This is a genomic window from Cellulomonas sp. FA1 (assembly GCF_000986825.1).
GTDB lineage: Bacteria > Actinomycetota > Actinomycetes > Actinomycetales > Cellulomonadaceae > Cellulomonas > Cellulomonas iranensis.
On record NZ_LBMY01000001.1, the window covers coordinates 3,035,215 to 3,053,873 of the forward strand.

At 76.1% G+C, this 18,659-nt stretch carries 16 protein-coding genes and 1 riboswitch; of the genes, 7 read left to right on the forward strand and 9 right to left on the reverse strand.

Features of this window, described 5'->3' with window-relative positions; all coding sequences use genetic code 11:
• Positions 1 to 70: 70 nt before the first annotated feature.
• From gcvP to GY42_RS13665, 6 genes are all read left to right on the forward strand, one after another.
• Positions 71 to 3,013 carry an aminomethyl-transferring glycine dehydrogenase gene (gcvP, locus tag GY42_RS13640; protein ID WP_046529740.1) on the forward strand — a complete coding sequence of 981 codons (2,943 nt, stop codon included), beginning with the start codon at positions 71 to 73 and terminating at the stop codon, positions 3,011 to 3,013.
• 44 nt (positions 3,014 to 3,057) lie between these two features.
• A complete protein-coding gene (gene gcvT / locus GY42_RS13645) occupies positions 3,058 to 4,227 on the forward strand; it encodes a glycine cleavage system aminomethyltransferase GcvT (RefSeq protein WP_046530998.1) in 1,170 nt (389 codons plus the stop codon).
• 64 nt (positions 4,228 to 4,291) lie between these two features.
• Positions 4,292 to 4,663, forward strand: coding sequence for a glycine cleavage system protein GcvH (gene gcvH / locus GY42_RS13650; RefSeq protein ID WP_046529741.1), 372 nt, complete (start codon positions 4,292 to 4,294; stop codon positions 4,661 to 4,663).
• Positions 4,664 to 4,989: 326 nt separating this feature from the next.
• Positions 4,990 to 5,226, forward strand: a complete 237-nt coding sequence (locus GY42_RS13655; RefSeq protein WP_046529742.1) for a helix-turn-helix domain-containing protein — start codon at positions 4,990 to 4,992, stop codon at positions 5,224 to 5,226.
• An 87-nt stretch (positions 5,227 to 5,313) separates the two neighbouring features.
• Positions 5,314 to 5,769 (forward strand): (deoxy)nucleoside triphosphate pyrophosphohydrolase, encoded by a 456-nt coding sequence (locus GY42_RS13660; protein WP_046529743.1) that lies wholly within the window; start codon positions 5,314 to 5,316, stop codon positions 5,767 to 5,769.
• A gap of 169 nt (positions 5,770 to 5,938) precedes the next feature.
• Entirely contained in the window at positions 5,939 to 6,376 is a 438-nt protein-coding gene (locus GY42_RS13665) for an Hsp20/alpha crystallin family protein (RefSeq protein WP_046529744.1), read from the forward strand.
• An 81-nt stretch (positions 6,377 to 6,457) separates the two neighbouring features.
• On the opposite strand, the gene GY42_RS13670 is transcribed toward GY42_RS13665, so the two are convergent.
• The 6 genes from GY42_RS13670 to GY42_RS19165 are packed head-to-tail and all read right to left on the reverse strand — an operon-like array spanning position 6,458 to position 10,359.
• Entirely contained in the window at positions 6,458 to 6,811 is a 354-nt protein-coding gene (locus GY42_RS13670) for a response regulator (RefSeq protein WP_052748398.1), read from the reverse strand.
• Entirely contained in the window at positions 6,808 to 7,131 is a 324-nt protein-coding gene (locus GY42_RS13675) for an STAS domain-containing protein (protein WP_052748399.1), read from the reverse strand. Before GY42_RS13675 ends, GY42_RS13670 begins: the two co-directional genes overlap by 4 nt.
• 17 nt (positions 7,132 to 7,148) lie before the next feature.
• Positions 7,149 to 7,571 (reverse strand): ATP-binding protein, encoded by a 423-nt coding sequence (locus GY42_RS13680; RefSeq protein WP_143320455.1) that lies wholly within the window; start codon positions 7,569 to 7,571, stop codon positions 7,149 to 7,151.
• Positions 7,568 to 8,779: a PP2C family protein-serine/threonine phosphatase gene (locus tag GY42_RS13685; protein ID WP_046529746.1), complete on the reverse strand. Its 1,212-nt coding sequence runs from the start codon at positions 8,777 to 8,779 to the stop codon at positions 7,568 to 7,570. Before GY42_RS13685 ends, GY42_RS13680 begins: the two co-directional genes overlap by 4 nt.
• A gap of 10 nt (positions 8,780 to 8,789) precedes the next feature.
• Positions 8,790 to 9,098: an STAS domain-containing protein gene (locus GY42_RS13690; protein WP_052748400.1), complete on the reverse strand. Its 309-nt coding sequence runs from the start codon at positions 9,096 to 9,098 to the stop codon at positions 8,790 to 8,792.
• 55 nt (positions 9,099 to 9,153) lie between these two features.
• A complete protein-coding gene (locus GY42_RS19165) occupies positions 9,154 to 10,359 on the reverse strand; it encodes a glycosyltransferase (protein WP_152667332.1) in 1,206 nt (401 codons plus the stop codon).
• Positions 10,360 to 10,489: 130 nt separating this feature from the next.
• On the opposite strand from GY42_RS19165, the gene GY42_RS13700 reads away from it, so the two are divergent.
• Positions 10,490 to 13,474: a response regulator gene (locus tag GY42_RS13700; protein WP_052748401.1), complete on the forward strand. Its 2,985-nt coding sequence runs from the start codon at positions 10,490 to 10,492 to the stop codon at positions 13,472 to 13,474.
• Here GY42_RS13700 and GY42_RS13705 read toward each other — a convergent pair.
• The 3 genes from GY42_RS13705 to GY42_RS13715 form a co-directional block, all read right to left on the reverse strand.
• The gene (locus tag GY42_RS13705) at positions 13,464 to 14,612 is read right to left on the reverse strand and encodes a MalY/PatB family protein (RefSeq protein ID WP_046529748.1); all 1,149 of its coding nucleotides are present in this window, start codon (positions 14,610 to 14,612) and stop codon (positions 13,464 to 13,466) included. The two genes, GY42_RS13700 and GY42_RS13705, sit on opposite strands and share 11 nt — an antisense overlap.
• 296 nt (positions 14,613 to 14,908) lie before the next feature.
• Positions 14,909 to 17,260 (reverse strand): 5-methyltetrahydropteroyltriglutamate--homocysteine S-methyltransferase, encoded by a 2,352-nt coding sequence (gene metE / locus GY42_RS13710; protein ID WP_046529749.1) that lies wholly within the window; start codon positions 17,258 to 17,260, stop codon positions 14,909 to 14,911.
• Positions 17,257 to 18,342: a methylenetetrahydrofolate reductase gene (locus GY42_RS13715; protein WP_046531003.1), complete on the reverse strand. Its 1,086-nt coding sequence runs from the start codon at positions 18,340 to 18,342 to the stop codon at positions 17,257 to 17,259. The genes metE and GY42_RS13715 overlap by 4 nt, the downstream gene beginning before the upstream one ends.
• Positions 18,343 to 18,424: 82 nt before the next feature.
• Positions 18,425 to 18,531: riboswitch (SAM riboswitch) on the reverse strand.
• Positions 18,532 to 18,659 lie beyond the last annotated feature (128 nt).

An 18,659-nucleotide genomic window follows, 5' to 3' on the forward strand; every position in this document is an offset into this window, starting at 1 on the left:
CGCGGGTGGATGACAGAGCGGGGAGCCCCTACCCGTCCCGGACCCGTCCGGACGACCCCGTGGAGCACCCGTGACCGACCTCGCCACGCCGCCCGTCACCCCGCCCGCCGCACCGACGCACTCGCCCGCGGCCGCGGGTTTCGTCGACCGGCACGTCGGCCCGCGCGGCGACGAGACCGCGCGCATGCTCGCGACGCTCGGGTTCGCGGACCTCGACGCGCTCGTCGACGCGGCCGTGCCCGCCGTCATCCGCACGGACCGGCCGCTCGACCTGCCCGCCGCGCGCGGCGAGGAGGAGGTCCTCGCGGACCTGCGCGCGATCGCGGGCCGCAACCGCGTGCTGCGCCCCATGATCGGTCAGGGCTACTACGGCACGACGACGCCCGCGGTGATCCGCCGCAACGTGCTGGAGTCGCCGGCCTGGTACACCGCGTACACGCCGTACCAGCCCGAGATCTCGCAGGGCCGGCTTGAGGCGCTGCTCAACTTCCAGACCGTCGTCTCCGACCTGACGGGCCTCGACGTCGCGAACGCCTCGCTGCTGGACGAGGCCACCGCGGTGGCCGAGGCGGTCGCGCTGATGTGGCGCGCGTCGCGGGCGACGACGGGCACGGTCGTGCTGGACGCCGACCTGTTCCCGCAGTCGCTCGCGGTCGCGCGGGGGCGGGCCGAGGCCGTCGGCCTGCCCGTGGTGGTCGCGGACCTGCGGGACGGCCTGCCCGAGGTCGACGGGCCGCTGGTCGGCGTCGTCGTGCAGCAGGTCGGCGCGTCGGGCGCGCTGCACGACCTGCGTCCGGTGGTCGCCGCGGCCAAGGAGCGCGGCGCGCTCGTGACGGTCGCGGCGGACCTGCTCGCGCTCACGCTCACGACGACGCCCGGCGAGCTCGGCGCGGACATCGCGGTGGGCTCGGCGCAGCGGTTCGGCGTCCCGCTGTTCGGCGGCGGCCCGCACGCCGCGTTCATGGCCGTGCGCCAGGGCCTCGAGCGCACGCTGCCGGGGCGCCTCGTGGGCGTCTCGGTCGACGCCGACGGCGCACGCGCCTACCGGCTCGCGCTGCAGACCCGCGAGCAGCACATCCGCCGCGAGAAGGCGACGAGCAACATCTGCACCGCGCAGGCGCTGCTCGCGATCGTCGCGTCGATGTACGCCGTCTACCACGGGCCCGACGGCCTGGCCGCGATCGCGCGGCGCGTGCACGGCGGCGCCGTCCGGCTGGCCGAGGTGCTGACGGCGGCGGGCGTCGAGGTCGTGCACGAGCACGTGTTCGACACCGTGCGCACGCGCGTCCCCGGTGCGGCGCGCGCGGTCGTGGCCGCGGCCGCCGAGCGCGGCGTCAACCTCTGGGCGCCCGACGACGACCACGTGCAGGTCGCGTGCGACGAGACGACGACGGGCGACGACCTGCGCGCCGTCGTCCTCGCGTTCGCCGACGCGGGCGTCGCGACGCCGCCGGTGGACGGGCCGTCCGTCGCCTCCGTCGCGCCGCAGCCGGCGGACGTGCCCGCGCACCTCGCGCGGTCGACCGGCTACCTCACGCACCCGGTGTTCCACGTGAATCGTTCCGAGACCGCGATGCTGCGGTACCTGCGGCGGCTGTCCGACAAGGACCTCGCGCTGGACCGCACGATGATCCCGCTGGGCTCGTGCACCATGAAGCTCAACGCGACCGCGGAGATGGAGCCGATCTCCTGGCCCGAGTTCGCCGCGATCCACCCGTACGCGCCCGCCGACCAGACGCAGGGGTACGCGGCGCTCGTCGGAGAGCTGCAGGACTGGCTCGCCGAGATCACCGGGTACGCGGCCGTGAGCGTGCAGCCGAACGCGGGTTCGCAGGGCGAGCTCGCGGGGCTGCTCGCGATCCACGCGTACCACGAGTCGCGCCGCGCCGACGGCGACGAGCCGCGCGACATCTGCCTGATCCCGGCGTCGGCGCACGGCACGAACGCGGCATCGGCGGCGCTCGCGGGGCTCAAGGTCGTGGTCGTCGCGACGGCCGAGGACGGCGAGGTCGACCTCGCCGACCTGCGCGCGAAGCTCGCGCAGCACGGCCCGCGGGTGGCCGCGATCATGATCACCTACCCCTCGACGCACGGCGTGTACGAGGCCCACGTGCGCGAGGTCTGCGACCTCGTACACGAGGCAGGTGGGCAGGTGTACATCGACGGTGCGAACCTCAACGCGCTCGTCGGGCTGGCCCGCCCGGCCGAGCTCGGCGGGGACGTGTCGCACCTCAACCTCCACAAGACGTTCTGCATCCCGCACGGCGGCGGCGGCCCCGGCGTCGGCCCCGTCGCGGTCGCGGCGCACCTCGCGCCGTTCCTGCCCGGCGACCCCACGCCCGGTGCGGCCGGCGGCTCGCCCGTCGCACCGGTCTCGGCCGCGCCCTGGGGCTCGGCCGGCATCCTGCCCATCTCGTGGGCGTACGTCGCGCTCATGGGCCCCGACGGCCTGCGCCGCGCGACCGAGACGGCGGTGCTCGCCGCCAACTACCTCGCGGCGCGCCTGCGCGAGCACTTCCCCGTGCTGTACGCGGGCCCCGGCGGGCTCGTCGCGCACGAGTGCATCCTCGACCTGCGCCCGCTCACGAAGGCCACGGGCGTCACGGCCGAGGACGTCGCCAAGCGGCTCATGGACTACGGCTTCCACGCCCCGACGCTGTCGTTCCCCGTCGCCGGCACGCTCATGGTCGAGCCGACCGAGAGCGAGGACCTCGCCGAGCTCGACCGGTTCGTCGACGCGATGGTCGCGATCCGCGCCGAGATCGACGCGGTCGCCGACGGCACGTGGGAGCTCGCCGACTCGCCGCTGCGGCAGGCGCCCCACACGGCCGCCGCCGTCACGGCCGACGCGTGGGACCACGCCTACGGCCGCGAGCGGGCGGCCTACCCGCTCGCGTCGCTGCGGGCCGACAAGTACTGGCCGCCCGTGCGCCGCATCGACGGCGCGCGCGGCGACCGGCAGCTCGTGTGCTCGTGCCCGCCCGTCGAGGCGTACGCGGACGACGTGCGATGACCGGCCGCGCCACGCCCGCCACCCCCACCACCCCGGGAGACGACATGACCGACCGGCGCTCGCCGCTGCACGACGAGCACGTCGCCCTGGGCGCCGCGCTCACGTCCTTCGCCGGCTGGCAGATGCCGCTGCGCTACACGTCCGACCTGGCCGAGCACACCGCGGTCCGCACCGCCGCCGGCCTGTTCGACCTGTCGCACATGGGCGAGATCGAGGTGACCGGCCCCGACGCCGGCGCGTTCCTCGACCGCGCGCTCGTCGGCGACCTCACCGGTCTGCGGGTGCTCGGCGCGCGCTACACGATGGTCGTGCAGGAGGACGGCGGCGTCGTCGACGACCTCGTCGTCTACCGCACGGGCGAGCGGACGTACCTCGTGGTCGCGAACGCGTCGAACCACGAGGTCGTGCTCGCCGAGCTGCGCGAGCGCGCCGCGGGCGTCGGTGCGGGCCTCGACGTCGAGGTCGTGGACCGCTCGCAGGCCACGGCGCTCGTCGCGGTGCAGGGACCGCACGCGCTCGCCGTCGTCGAGGCGCTGCCCGGCCTCGCTCCCGCACCCGACGCCCCCGCCGACGTCACCCCCGCGACGCTCCGGTACTACGCGTGCCTGCCGATGGTCGTCGACGGCACGCCCGTGCTCGTCGCGCGCACCGGCTACACCGGCGAGGACGGCTTCGAGTTCTTCCTCGACGCGGCCGCCGCGCCCGCGCTGTGGCGCGCGCTGCTCGCCGCGGGCGCCGACCACGGGATCGTGCCGGCCGGGCTGTCCGCGCGGGACTCGCTGCGCCTCGAGGCCGGCATGCCGCTGTACGGCAACGAGCTCGACCGCACCACGACCCCGCACGACGCCGGCCTCGGGCGCGTCGTGCGGCTCGACAAGGTCGACGCGGCGGGCGAGCCCGTGCCGTTCGTCGGGCGTGACGCGCTCGCGGCGCGCGCGACCTCGCAGCCCGCGCGCGTGCTCGTCGGCCTGCAGGGCCTCGGGCGCCGCGCCGCCCGCCACGGGTACGCCGTGCTCGCGTCCGACGCCCCCGACGCCGCGACCGTGGGGACCGTGACGTCGGGCGCGCCGTCGCCCACGCTCGGCCACCCCGTCGCGATGGCCTACGTGACGCCCGAGGTGTCCGCCGAGGGCACCGAGCTCGCGGTCGACGTGCGCGGCCGCCGTGAACCGGTGCGCGTCGTGCCCCTGCCCTTCTACCGTCGTCCTCGGTGACGGCGCACACGCCGTCGCCCCGCACCCCGCACCCCCGCACCGCCCGAGACCCCCAGGAGCCCCGATGACCGCCGAGCTGCCGACGACGCTGCAGTACACCGCCGAGCACGAGTGGGTCGACGACGCGTCGCCCGCGACGATCGGCATCACGTCGGTCGCCGCCGACGCGCTCGGCGACATCGTCTTCCTCGAGCTGCCCGCGGTCGGCGCGACCGTCGAGCAGGGCGCCGTGATCGGCGAGATCGAGTCGACGAAGTCGGTGTCGGAGCTGTTCTCGCCGGTGTCCGGTACGGTGACCGAGGTCAACCAGGCAGCGGTCGACGACCCGTCCGTGGTCAACTCCGACCCGTTCGGCGCCGGCTGGCTCCTGAAGGTCGACGTCACCTCCACGGGCCCCGTCATGACGGCCGAGGAGTACCGCGCGCTCAACCCGTGAGGCCCGTTCACCCCGATCCGTGGGTGAAAGTGCCCAGCAGACCCCCCGGACGGGCGCGAACTCGGACACGCGTCCATTCGTCCGGGTGCTTGCCCCGAACGAGTGACCTGCCGCACCCTGCTGAGGACGGAAGTTCGCCCGGGTGTATCAGGGCCGGTCGGACGACGTCATGTCAGGTGCAGCGATCGGCACCGCGGGGGGGATCTCACGGTGATTCGGAGAAGTCGGCAGAAGTCGCGTCATAGCGGTCCCACCTGCCCCTCTCATCCGGTACGCAGCCACCGCGGTCCCGGAGAGTCCGGGCCCGCCGCACTCCGGAGGACATCATGAGCATGCTGGACACCACCGTGAACCCGGCCGCCACGGGAGCGCACGCGCTCACCCGTCGTGAGCGGGTGGTGCTGGCGGAGCTGGCCGAGGACGTGACGCTCGAGGAGATCGCCACGCGGCTGTTCGTCACGCGCAACACGGTCAAGTCGCAGGTGCGTTCCGTGTACCGCAAGATCGGCGTCTCGACGCGTGCCGAGGCGGTCGCGTGGGCCGAGGCGCACGGCATCCGCTGATCCGGCGTGCCGCCGGCCCGCGCGTCGGGAACGGTGCGGCCACACGGCTGTGACCGCGACGTGACACGTGGCTGGCACACTCGGCGCATGGACCCCGTGCTCGTCGTCGCCGCCGCCGTGGTCGACGACCTCGACGACCCCCGCCTGCTGCTCGCCGCGCGGCGTGCCACGCCCGCGAGCCTCGCGGGCCGCTGGGAGTTCCCCGGCGGGAAGGTCGACCCCGGGGAGACGCCCGAGGAGGCGCTGCACCGCGAGCTGCGCGAGGAGCTCGGCGTGCGCGTGGGGCTCGGCGTCGAGCTGCTCGGCCCGGACGACGGGGCGTGGCGCCTGTCGGAGCGGTACGTCATGCGGCTGTGGTTCGCCGAGGTGGTGGAGGGCTCGCCGGAGCCGATCGTCGAGCACGACGAGCTGCGCTGGCTGCCGTCGGGGCAGTGGCACGACGTGCCGTGGCTCGACGCGGACGTGCCGATCGTCGACCGTCTGGTGGAGTTCGTGGCGTCGTTCGCGCCCGACCCGCACCCCGGACCGGGGCGCTCGGTCTGACGTCGCGCGGCCGTGTTCTCCGTGCGCGAACACCTGCCGCCGACCACTTGGCACTCTCCCACGGAGAGTGCTAATCCTTGACGTGTAGCCGACCCCCCGGCGGGCGACCCCGCCGGCGGGAGCACCGGGGCCCGGGCGGTCCGGGCCCCTCGTCGAGGAGGTGATGGGTGTGGCTACTCGTGTCGACCCCTTCCGGGAGATGGACCGACTGCTCACGCAGGTCCTGGCGTCCGACCGCGCCGCGGCGACGATGCCCATGGACCTCTACCGCGACGGCGACCACTACGTGCTGCACGTCGACCTGCCGGGCGCCGACCCGGGCACGATCGACGTCAACGTCGAGGACCGCACGCTGACCATCCGCGCCGAGCGGACCGCCCGCACCGAGCACGACGTGCAGTGGCTGGCCAAGGAGCGCCCCGTGGGGACGTACGCCCGGCAGCTCACCGTCGGTCGCGGGCTGGCGCTCGACCGCATCTCCGCGACCTACGCCGACGGCGTGCTGACCCTCACGGTGCCCGTCGCCGAGGAGGCCAAGCCGCGCCGCATCGAGGTGCAGCACGGCGCGACGCCGACGTCGATCGAGGCGGGCGCCACGGCCGGCTGACCGCCGCCCTGCCCCGCGACCCGGCAGGCCGTGCCGCGCCCCCGGTGCGCGGCACGGCCTGCGCCGTGCCGCGGCGCGACGTCAGGCAGCCGGTCCGAGCCCCGCGAGCACCCGCGTGACGGTCGCCGTGCTCACGGGCTTGCTCAGCAGCGCCGTCACCCCCTGCGGGGGGTCGTCGCCCACGGCCGCGTGCTCCACGACGCCCGTGACCAGCACGAACGGCACGTCGGCGCACGCCCCGCGCACGCCGGCCAGCACGTCGAGCCCCGTGCCGGACGGCAGGCGGTAGTCGCAGAACACCACGTCCGCGCCGGGAGCCGCGGCGACCGCCGCCGCGACGTCGTCCGCCTGCGCGACGTCCCAGCCGGCCTTGTGCAGGATGTGGGCGAGCACCAGCCGGGACACGGTGTCGTCGTCGACGACCAGCGCCCTCATCCGGCGTCCCCCGCCGAGCGCGCCGTGACCATGCGCAGCACGCGGTCCAGCATCGTCAGCTCGAACACGCGCCGCGCGTCGGCGGAGCGCGGCTCGCACACCACAGCCGTGCCCCCGACCGACTCGCACACGCGGTGCGCGTGCACGACCGCCGCGAGCCCGGCGGAGTCGACGAACGTCGCCTCCGTGAGGTCGACCACCGCCGTGTCGACGCCCCCGACGGCGAACGTGTCGATCGCGCGCCGCACCTCGAGCGCGACGGGCGCGTCGAACCGGCCCGCGACCTCGACCACCGCGAGCCCCGGCGCGGGTCGCGTCACCTCCAACGACGTCGGCGTCACCGCGCACCCCCCGCCGGCGGTCGGTGCACGTGCAGCCGCCAGGTGTTCACGGCGCCCTCCCGGGTGTGCTCGAAGTCGTCGACGAGCTTGCGGACGATCAGCAGGCCGTACCCGCCCTCCTGCGGCACGCCGGGCACGGGCTCGACCGCCATCCGCGTGCGGTCCGGCGCGGCGCCGCCGTCGCTCACGTGCACGGTGACGCCGCGGTCGTCGACCGCGCCGCGCACGTGCAGCCGGTCGCAGCGCGTCAGGCCCGAGTGGTCCACCACGTTGACGCAGACCTCGTGCGTCGCGAGCTCGATGCGGGTGCGCACGCGACCCGGGCTGGACCAGCCGGCGTCCGCGAACAACGCGGTGAACCAGTCCTCGAGCACGCTCAGCGCCGAGTGGTCCACGGGCAGGTCGATCTCCCGGATCATGCCCACGCCTCCCGTCGGACGACGACGAGCGTGCGGTCGTCGGACTGCGCCACGCCCCGGCCGTGCGCCGCGACCGCGTCGAGCACGGCCGCGAGGCCGTCCGCCGCGGTGCCCCGCGACCACCGCGCGCACAGCGCCGCGAAGCGGTCGTACCCGAGCATGCCCCCCGTCGCGTCCTCCTGCTCCACGAGCCCGTCGGAACCGACCCACAGCGTGTCCCCGGGCGCCATCCGGACCTCGCGGACCGCGTGCGCCAGGCCCGGGAGCACGCCGAGCGGCGGCGACGTCGCGCGCAGCGGCGTCACGCGCCCGCCCGCGCCCAGCAGCACGGGCGAGTGGCCCGCGTTGCACACGCGGGCGACGCCGCTCGCCGGGTCGACGTGGCCGACCGCGAGCGTGACGAACCGCCGGATGTCGACGAGCCAGTCGTGGACGTCCCGGTCGACCCGCTGCGTCGCCGCCTCGACGTCGCCCGGCTCGACGCTGGTGAACGCCGCGAGGCACTCGGCGATCACGCGGCTCATGACGACCGCCGCGGGCAGGCCCTTGCCCGCGACGTCGCCCACGGCGAACCACAGCCCGCCGTCGCGCTCGGCGAACGCGTACAGGTCGCCGCCCGCGACGTGCGCGGGCACGGAGCGCGCCGCGACGTCGAGCCCGGGCACCACGGGCGGCGCGGGCGCGAGCACCGCCTGCGCGACGGTCGACGCGGCCTCGTGCTCGCGCGCGACGGCCGCCCGCTCGACGGCCGTCGTGTGCAGGCGCCAGATGGTGCGGGCCATCACGGCGGTCGCCACGACGACGTCGACGAGGTCGAGCTCGCCCGTGCCGAACGGCGGCCCGGCGGTGCGGGACACGACGACCGCGCGCAGGTCGTCGTCGGGCTCGGCGGGCACCTGCACGACCGTCGAGCCGCCGTCGAGCACCGCGACCCGGCCCGGCGCGGTCGTCGCGGCCGCCGCTGCGGCGCGTGCGACCACACCCGTCGCGGCGTCGGGGTCGGCCGCGCGCACGTCGTCGGGTCCCAGCACGGCCACGACGTCGGCGTCCGTGAGGTCGGCCGCGATCGCGAGCAGCCGCGCACGCGCCTGCGTCGGGTCGAGCGCCCGGTCCAGCACGGACGCCAGCAGCCGCAGCGCGTGCAGGCGGTCGAGCGCCGTGACGAGCGCGTCCATGATCTCCGGTGCGTCCGGCGTCCCCGTGGTCACCGCGCGCCCCTCACCCGGCGTCCGGCAGCAGGACGCCGGCGAGGTCCGTGACCTCGAGGATCGTCCGCACCGGCTCCGACGTGCCGGTGAGGGTGAACGTGCCTCCCCGCGCGAGCGCGGTGCGCCGCAGCGCGACCAGCTCGGCGAGCGCGCTCGAGTCGACGAACGTGACCCCGGACAGGTCGACCTCCAGCGCGGGGGCGTCACCCTCGACGAGCGCGCGCAGCACCCCTTGGGCCTGCGCCACCTCGTGCGCGTCGAACCGCCCCACGACCTCCGCCCGGCGGGTGCCGCCCACCCGCTCCGTGCGCACGCTCATCCGTCCCGCCCCCTCCGGTCCTCCGGCGCCCCGGCGCGCCCCGTGCCCCGCGCGCTCACGAGCGCCCGCCCTCGGCGGCCAGCCGCCGCAGGTGCAGCACGTGCCAGTGCACGACGTCGGCGAGGGCCGCGCCCGCCGCCGCGGTGAAGTTCTGCCGCCCCAGCCGGGTGCGCAGCTCGTCGTCGTCGAGCACGCGCTCCAGCGCGTCCGCGAGCCCCGCCGCGTCACCGAGGTCGAACCGCTCGCCCGCGAACCCCTCGTCCTCGACGAGGTCGTCCAGCTCGCTGCCGCGCGGCAGGACCACCGCTCGCCCGTGCTCGCCGGCCAGGTGCAGCGCTCCGGGGGCGCCCGCGCCCGCCGCGGACGGGAACGCGACGACCGCCGCCGAGCGGAACAGCGCCGGCACGTCCTCGTCCGCGACGAACCCGGTCAGCTCGAGGCCCGGCAGGTCCGCGTGCCGCGCGGCGAGCTCCGCCAGGTACCCCGGCTCGTCCGGACCGTCCGACCCCGCGACCACGAGCACGACGTCGTCGCGGCCGCGTCGCCGCAGCTCGCGGTACGCGTCGACGAGCACGTCGGCGGTGACGGCGGCGCCCCACCTGCCGTAGGCGAGGACGCGCCGGGGGCCGGGCGGACGCGCGAGGTCCGGCAGCGGCACGAGCTCGAAGCTGCCGTGGGGTGCCAGCGCCACGTGGTCCGCGCCGAAGCGGTCGCGCACGAGGTCGACGTGCCGCGGGATGGTCAGCGCCAGCAGGTCGGCGCGCAGCAGGGCCCGCAGCCGCAGCCGCCCGACCGCGCGCGCCGCCCGGGCTCGCAGCGACGGACGCCCGTGGTCCGCCGCGCGCTCGTCGATCTCGTCGGCGAGGTCGTGCAGCAGCACGACCACGGGCACCCCCGTGCGCCGCACGAGCCACGGCGACAGCAGGCCGAGCGTGCCCGGCACCCCGTGGTCCCCGAAGGACGCGAGCTGCACGTTGAACAGCACCGCGTCCAGGCGGTGCTCCCGCGTCGCGCGGCGGATCCGCCAGGGCGTGCGCAAGTCCTCCGGCCGCCATGCCGGGACCGGCGTGACCCCCGGCGACGGGGCGGGCGCGCCCCAGCGCGTCACGTCGTGCAGCAGCACCACCTCGGCGACCTGCTCGTGGTGGGCGAGGTGGTGCACGAGGTGCCGCCCGTACTCGGTGAGCCGCGCGCGGCTCGGCGGGTACGCCGTCACCACGCCCACGTGCAGCCCGCGGCGGACCGCGCTCGCTGGTGCCATCGGCCACCCCCCCTGAGGGGTCGGCCCGCGGTCGCCGCGGGCGGGTGTTGACGCCCGGTGCTCCACGTCCGACCCTGTGGATGGTCCAGACGGTACTCCTGGCGCTGCGGCGCCGACAGCAGGGGCGCAGATGACCGGCACGGGGCAGACCGGTACGGGGGCGGCGGGCGCCGACCTGCTCCGACGGCTGCCCGCCGGCGTCCGTGCCGCGCTCGCGGTCGGTCTCCTGGGGGTGCTCGCCGTCGTCCCGCTCGACCTCGCCGGGGGTGAGCGGGCCGCGACCGTCGTGTGCCTCGTCGTCGAGCTGCTCGCGGCGGCCGTCGTGACGGCGCGCGTCATGATCCTGCCCGCCGAGCGCGGCGCGTGGAGCGCGATGGCGGCGGCGCTGCTGCTGCACGCCGTCGAGGAGCTGCTCGCGGCGTCGTCGGTGGGCGGGGTCGGGCTGTGGGTCGCGCTGTCGGCCGCGTCCTCGGCGTTCGCGGTCGTCAGCGTCGTCGCCGTCGTGTCCGCGCGCCTCGTGACGCAGACCCCGGTGATGTGGCTCGAGACGACCATCGCGGCGTCGGGGCTGCTCGCGGTCGGCGCGATGCTCGTGGGGCCGCTCGGTGGCGCCGGGTGGCTCGTGCTCGTGCACGTCGCGGGACCGCTCGTCGTGCTCGCGGCCCTCGTGGGCGGGCTCGTGGCGCTCGCGCAGCGACCCACGCCCGCGTGGTGGGCGATCACGGTCGGCTTCTCGCTCGTGGCGCTGTCCGCGGTGCTCACCACCGCGGAGTCCGCCTGGGCGGGCGGCGGGCCGGGGGCGGCGGCGGACGTCCTGACGGGCGTCGGCGCGCTCGTCGTCGCCGCCGGGGCGTGGTGGTCCCGGCCGCGGACGACCGGCGTCAGCGCACCGCTGTCGAACCTCGGGGTGCCGCTCGTGTTCCTCGTCGCGGCGCTCGTCGTCGAGCTCGTCGACACCGTCGCCGAGGTGCCCGTGCTCGCCGAGGCGGCGGCGTTCGTCGCGCTCACCGCGGGGGTCGGGCGGCTGTTCCTCGCGGTGCGGTCCGCGCAGCGCGTCGGGCGCACCGAGCAGGCGCTCAACCGCACCCTGCGGCAGGCGCACGAGGACGCGCTCGCCGCCGCCGCGGCCCGCACGGCCTTCGTCGCCAACATGAGCCACGAGATCCGGACGCCGATGAACGCGGTGATCGGCATGACGGGCCTGCTGCTCGACACCGACCTCGACGCCGAGCAGCGCGAGTACGCGCAGACCGTGCGGCTGTCGGGGAACCTGCTGCTCGACCTCATCAACAACGTGCTCGACCTGTCGAAGATCGAGGCCGGCGGGCTCGACCTCGAGGACCACCCGTTCGACCTGACGGCCGCCGTCGACGACTCCCTCGGGCTGCTCGCGCACGCGGCGAGCGCGCGCGACGTCGCGCTGCTCGCGGACGTCGACCCCGCGTGCCCCGCGTGGGTGCGCGGCGACGTGACGCGGCTGCGGCAGGTGCTCGTCAACCTCGTCGGCAACGCCGTGAAGTTCACGCACAGCGGTGACGTGGTGGTGCGGGTCGCACCCGCCGCCGGCCCGCCCGGCGCGCTGCGCTTCGCCGTCACCGACCAGGGCATCGGCATCCCGCGCGACCGCATGGACCGGCTGTTCCGCGAGTTCAGCCAGGTGGACGCGTCGACCACGCGGCGCTACGGCGGCACGGGGCTGGGGCTGGCGATCAGCCGTGCGATCGTCGAGCTCATGGGCGGTGCGCTCGGCGTGACGTCCGAGGTGGGCGTGGGCTCGACGTTCGCGTTCACGGTCGTGCTGCCGCCCGTGCCGGCCCCGACGCCCGAGTCGACCGCGCCCGCGGTGCTGCACGGCCGCACCGCGGTCGTCGTCGAGGACGACCCCACCAACCGTCGCATCCTCGTCTCGCAGCTCGAGCGGTGGGGGCTGACGTGCCGCGCCTTCGCGTCGGCCGAGGACCTGCTCGACGCGACCGACGTCGACCGTCCCGACCTCGTGACGCTCGACATGCGGCTGCCCGGGCTCAGCGGGGTCGAGGCGGCGACCCGAGTGCGGGAGCGCCCGGGCTGGCAGGACGTGCCGCTCGTGCTGCTGAGCAGCCTGAACGACGTGCTCACCGTGCAGGAGCGTGCACCGTTCGCCGCCCTGCTGACCAAGCCCGTGCGCGCGGCCGAGCTGCGACGCGTCGTCACCGACGTCGTCACGGGCCGGCGGCGCGAGCCCAGCCGCGCCGCACCGGCCCGGACCGGCGCGCGCCTGCGGGTGCTCGTCGCCGAGGACAACGCGGTCAACCGGACGATGGCGGAGCGCGTGCTGGCCGCGATGGGCCACGACGTGGAGACCGTCGGCGACGGCGGTGCGGCCGTGGCGCGCACGGCCGAGCAGGACTTCGACGCCGTGCTCATGGACATCCACATGCCCGTGCTCGACGGCCTGGAGGCGACCCGGGAGATCCGCGCGCGGGGCGGCGCGCACCAGCCGGTGATCGTCGCGCTGACCGCCAGCGCGACGGCCGAGGACCGGCAGGCGAGCGCCGCGGCCGGCATGGACGACTTCCTCACCAAGCCGTTCCGGTCCCAGGACCTCGATCACGTGCTCGCGCGCGTCGTCCCGCAGCGCTCGGACGCCGCGGTGGCACCCGTGCCCGGCGCGCCGACGGCGCCCGCGACGTCCGGCGCCGCCGCCCCGACCGTCTCGGCCGACCCGGCCGTCCCCGCCGACCCGGCCGACCCGGCCGCCCCCGCCGCTCCGGCCGCCCCCGCCCACCCCGCGGAGGGGGCGCCCGTCCTCGACGCCGACGCGTTCGCGCTCGCGTGCGAGGTCGACGCCGCGTCGGGCGGTGCGCTGCTCGGCGCGTTCGTCGCCGACTGCGCGACCGGTGCCGACCGCCTCGACGCGGCGGCCGCCGCGGGCGACCCCGGCGAGGTCGCCGCGGTCGCGCACGCGTGGCTGGGTGCGTGCGGGACGGTCGGCGCGACGGGCCTGGCGGACCTGCTGCGACGGGTCGAGGACGCCGCACGGCGCGGCGCGCTCCCGGGCGCGGACGTGCTCGGTGCCGTGCGTGCCGAGGCGACCGCGGTGACCGCCGCGGTGCGTGCTGCCGTCAGCGCGTGAGCGTCGCCACGAGGCGGTCGAGCGCGTCGTCGAGGATCGACGGCGCCGTCGCGAGGTTGAGGCGCACGTGCCCGTCGCCGGCCTCGCCGAACGTCGGGCCGGGGTTGACCGCGAGCCGCCCGCGCGCGAGCAGCAGCCGCGCCGGGTCGGCGCCGCTCGCGACCACCGCGGGCGTCGCGCGCAGGTCGAGCCACGCGAAGTACGTGGCCGCCGGGCGGTCCCAACGGGCCTCCGGCAGACGCTCCGCCAGGACGGCGGCCGTGCGGTCGCCGTTCGCGCGGATCCCGGCACGCACGTCGTCGAGCCACGCGTCGCCGGCGCGGTAGGCGGCCTGGTGCGCGATCGACGCGACGTGGCTGACGCCGTGCCGCACGATCTCCGGCAGCCGCTCCAGGTCGCGCGCCGCGGGTCCCGGCACGGCGATCGCGGCCTTCAGCCCGGCGAGGTGGAACGCCTTGGACGCCGAGTGCAGCGCGATCGCGTCGGGGATCACGGTGGTGGTGGGCACGAACGGCTCGTCGCCCACCACGAGCGGCGCGTGGATCTCGTCCGCGACGACCCGCACGCCGTGGTGCGCCGCGAGCTCGCCCAGCGCGCGCAGCTCGTCGGCCGTGTGCAGGGTGCCGGTCGGGTTGTGCGGGTGGCACAGCAGGTACGCGCGGGCACCGGCGAACGCGCGGTCCAGCGCGTCGAGGTCGAGCCGCCCCGCGGGCGTGAGCGGAGCGGTGACCACGCGCCGGCCCGCGTGCTCGACGAACGCGCGGAACGGGGGGTAGACCGGCGGGCTGATGACCACGCCGTCGCCGGGCCCGGTCACCAGGCGCAGCACCTCGACGGCGCCCAGCATGACGTCGGGCACGAGCCGTGTGCGCTCGACCGGCACGTCCCAGCCCTGCCGCCGGGCCGCGAAGTCCGCGAACGCCTCCGCGTACGCGGTGCCCTGCGGGCTGGTCGGCTCGGCCTCGTACCCCGTGTCGCCGGTCGTCATGGCGCGGTGCACCGCGTCGACCACCGCCTCGAGGGGCCGGACGTCCATCTCGGCGACGAACGCGGGCAGCACGTCCGGCTCGTACGTGTGCCACTTCAGCGAGGTGCGCCGACGCAGCTCGTCGGGCGTGACGTCGAACGGCGAGGTCATGAGGTCACGGTACGGCCAGGCGTGCGAGTCGTGGCGACGAGGTGCGGCGCCGACGTGCGGCGACTGGGTCTGCGTTCCATTTCTCACCATGGAACTTGAATGCGACCGGTCGCCGTTCAAGTCCGCTTGTCAGCGACGAGGGCTGCTGGTCAGGACGTCGACCACCGCGGGCGCGCGGTAGATCTGGCTCCGGGACTCACCGCCAGATGCCTGCCCGCCGCAGCAGACCGCGCGAGGCCCCGGCCGCCGCGGGTGCGGCGGGCCGGGGCCCCGGGTCGTGCGGCGCGGCGCCTGCGTCAGAGCGTCGCGCGGACCGTGCGGGTCGCCTCGACCAGGTGCTCGAGCGAGGGCGTGACCTCCTCGTAGCGGCGGGTCTTGAGGCCGCAGTCCGGGTTGACCCAGAGCTGGTCGACGTCGATGGTGCGGACCGCCTCGGTGAGCAGCTCGGTGACCTCGGCCTGCGACGGCACGCGGGGCGAGTGGATGTCGTACACGCCCGGGCCGACGGCGCGCGGGTAGCCCGCCGCCGCGATGTCGCCGAGGATCTCCATCTTCGAGCGGGCCGCCTCGATGCTCGTCACGTCCGCGTCGAGGCCGTCGATCGCGTCCATGATCTCGCCGAACTCCGAGTAGCACAGGTGCGTGTGGATCTGCGTGTCCGGGCGCACGCCGGCCGTCGAGAGGCGGAACGAGCGCACCGACCAGTCGAGGTACGCCGCGTGGTCCTTCTCGCGCAGCGGCAGCAGCTCGCGCAGCGCCGGCTCGTCGACCTGCACGATGCCGATGCCCGCGGCCTCGAGGTCCGCGATCTCGTCGCGCAGCGCGAGCGCCACCTGGTTCGCGGTGTCGCCGAGCGGCTGGTCGTCGCGCACGAACGACCACGCGAGGATCGTCACCGGGCCCGTGAGCATGCCCTTGACGGGCTTGTCGGTGAGCGACTGCGTGTACGTGGTCCACGCGACCGTGATGGGTGCGGGCCGCGACACGTCGCCCCACAGGATCGACGGGCGCGTGCAGCGCGAGCCGTACGACTGCACCCAGCCGTTCTGCGTGACCGCGAACCCGTCGAGGTTCTCGGCGAAGTACTGCACCATGTCGTTGCGCTCGGGCTCGCCGTGCACCAGCACGTCCAGGCCGATGCGCTCCTGCAGCTCGACGACCCGGCGGATCTCCGCCTTCATCTCGTCCTCGTACGCCGCCGCCGACAGCTCGCCCTTGCCGAACGCGGCGCGGGCCTTGCGGATCTCGGGCGTCTGCGGGAACGAGCCGATCGTCGTGGTCGGCAGCGCGGGCAGCCGCAGGCGCTCGGCCTGCGCGGCCTTGCGCGCCGCGAACGGGCCGCGGCGGAACTGGTCGTCGGTGAGCGCGGCGGCGCGCTCGCGCACCTCGGGCCGGACCACGCCGGGTGCCGTCGCGCGGCTGCGCACCGCGTCGGACGCCGCGAGCAGCTCGGTGCGCACGGCCTCACGGCCCTCGGTCAGGCCCGTCGCGAGCGTCGCGACCTCGCGGACCTTCTCGTCGGCGAACGCGAGCCACTGCACGAGCGTGCGGTCGAGCGCGGGCTCGTCGTCGAGCGTGTGCGGCACGTGGAACAGCGACGTCGACGTGCCGACCGCGACGGCGGCCGCACCGAGGCCCGCGAGCTGCTCGAGCACCGTGAGCCTCGCGTCGAGGTCCGCGCGCCAGATGTTGTGGCCGTCGACGACGCCGCCGACGAGCGTCTTGCCGGCCAGGCCGGGCACCGGGACCGTGGGCGCGTCGCCGCGCACGAGGTCGATCGCGAGACCCTCGACGTCGGTGGCCGCGAGCACGGGCAGCGCCGCGCCCAGGTCGCCGTAGGGCGCCGCGACGAGGACTGCGGGCCGCTCGGGTCGTGCGAGCTCGGTCGCGAGCGCGCGGTAGGCGCGGGTCGTGGCCTCGGCCAGCACCGCCGCGTCGACGCCGATCGAGTCGGAGACGAGCGCGGGCTCGTCGAGCTGCACCCACGTCGCGCCCGCGGCGGCGAGCTCGGTGAGCAGGCGCGCGTAGACCGGCAGCAGGTCGTCGAGCCTGTCGAGCGGGTGGAAGCCCGCGGGCGCGTCCTCGGTGGGCTTCGCGAGCGCGAGGAACGTCACGGGGCCGACGACGACGGGACGCGTGAGCACGCCGTCGGCGAGCGCCTCGGCGAACTCGGCGACCGGGCGGTCCGACGCGTAGCGGAACGCCGTGCCCGGGCCGATCTCGGGGACCAGGTAGTGGTAGTTCGTGTCGAACCACTTGGTCATCTCGAGCGGCAGGTCGTCGCCGCGGCCGCGCGCGACCGTCGAGTACCCGGCGAGGTCGAGGCGCCCGTCGGCGTCCTGCAGGTCGGCGAAGCGGGCGGGCACGGCGCCGACGAGCGCGGCCGTGTCGAGCACGTGGTCGTAGAACGAGAACGCGCTCGGGATCGCGGGGGCGTCGGTCGCGAGGCCGAGCTCGGCGAGGCGGGCGCGGGTGCGCCGGCGCAGGTCGGCGGCCACGGCCTCGACCTCGTCGGCCGTCCTGCGGCCGGCCCAGAACGCCTCGAGGGCCTTCTTGAGCTCGCGGCGCGGGCCGATGCGGGGGTAGCCGAGGACGGAGCCGGTGGGGAAGGCCGGGGTGGCCGGCGCGGCGGGCGTGGTGCTGGTCATGACAGGTTCCCTCGCGGAGTCGTCGAGGCGGCGCCGGTGGGCGCGGCCGTGGTCGTGGGTGCGGTGGTCGTGGGCGGGGCGGGGTCGGCGACGGTGGTGCGCCGTCCGCCGACGAGGTCGGCGCCGTCGAGCAGGTCGAGCGCCGCCTCGTGGGTGTTGAACGTGTAGACGTGCACGCCGGGCGCGCCGCCGTCCAGCACGCCGTTGACCAGGTCGACACCGGCGCGCGTGCCGCGCCGGTGGCGCTCCGCGGGGTCGTCGGTGCCGCCGAGCAGGTCGAGCAGGCGCTGCGGCACGGGCACGCCCGTCAGCTCCTGCACGCGCAGCAGGCGGGCCGGGTCGGTGGTGGGGATGATCCCCGGCACGATCGGGATGGTGACGCCGGCCTCGCGCGCCTCGGCGACGAGACCGAGGTAGGCCTCGGCGTCGAAGAAGACCTGCGAGATCGCGAAGTCGGCGCCCGCCTCCTGCTTGGCGAGCAGCGCCTGCACGTCCTGCGCGCGTGTGCCGCCGGTCGCGTGGTTGCCGCGCGGGAACGCCGCGACCGCCACGGACAGCGGGCGGACGCGGGCGCGCACCGCCTGCGACGCGGAGCGGCCGCACCGGCGGCCCTCGATCTCGCGGAGCAGCTCGACCAGCTCGGCGGCGGTGTGCACGCCGTCGGGGTGCGGACGCCAGTCCGGCTCGCCCGCGGGCGGGTCGCCGCGCAGCGCGAGGAACGAGCGCACGCCCTCGTCGAGGAACTCCTCGACGATCGTCGTGACCTCGTCGCGCGAGGTGCCCACGCAGGTCAGGTGCGCGATCGGGGTCAGCGACGTCTCGCGCAGCAGGCGCCGCACGAGCACGCGCGTGGTCTCGCGCGTGCGGCCCGACGCGCCGTAGGTCACGGACACGAAGTCGGGCTCGACGGTCTCGAGCTCGCGCACCGTGCGCCAGAGCCGCGGCGCGGCGTCGGGGTTCCGGGGCGGGAAGAGCTCGAAGGACACGGTGGGCCGGTCGAGGGCGCCCGCCTGCTCGGCGCGCCGGCCGGCGGCCCGGGCGGGCGGCGGGGCGGGTGCCTCGACCTCGGCCACGAGGGTCATCGGGTGCGGCCCGGGAGGCACGCGGTGCGTGCGCTCACGGGGCAGCACGGGCTGCACGAGGGGTCGGTCGCCAGGGCGCAGACGGTCATCGTCACTCCATCGTTCCTGGCGGAAGCACCCACACCCTCGCAGGGAGGGGGGTTGCTGCGGCGTCGCGGAGCCAGGTCTCTCAGCCGCTCTGGATGGTCGACGACGATGCTAGCGGCCATGCCCGGATGGCGGACAGCGCTTCTCGTTCAGTGAGACGACTTCGTTCGGTCGGCGGCCCTCCCGGCTCCGACGGGCCGGAGTGGGTCGGAACAGCTCGTCGCACGCCG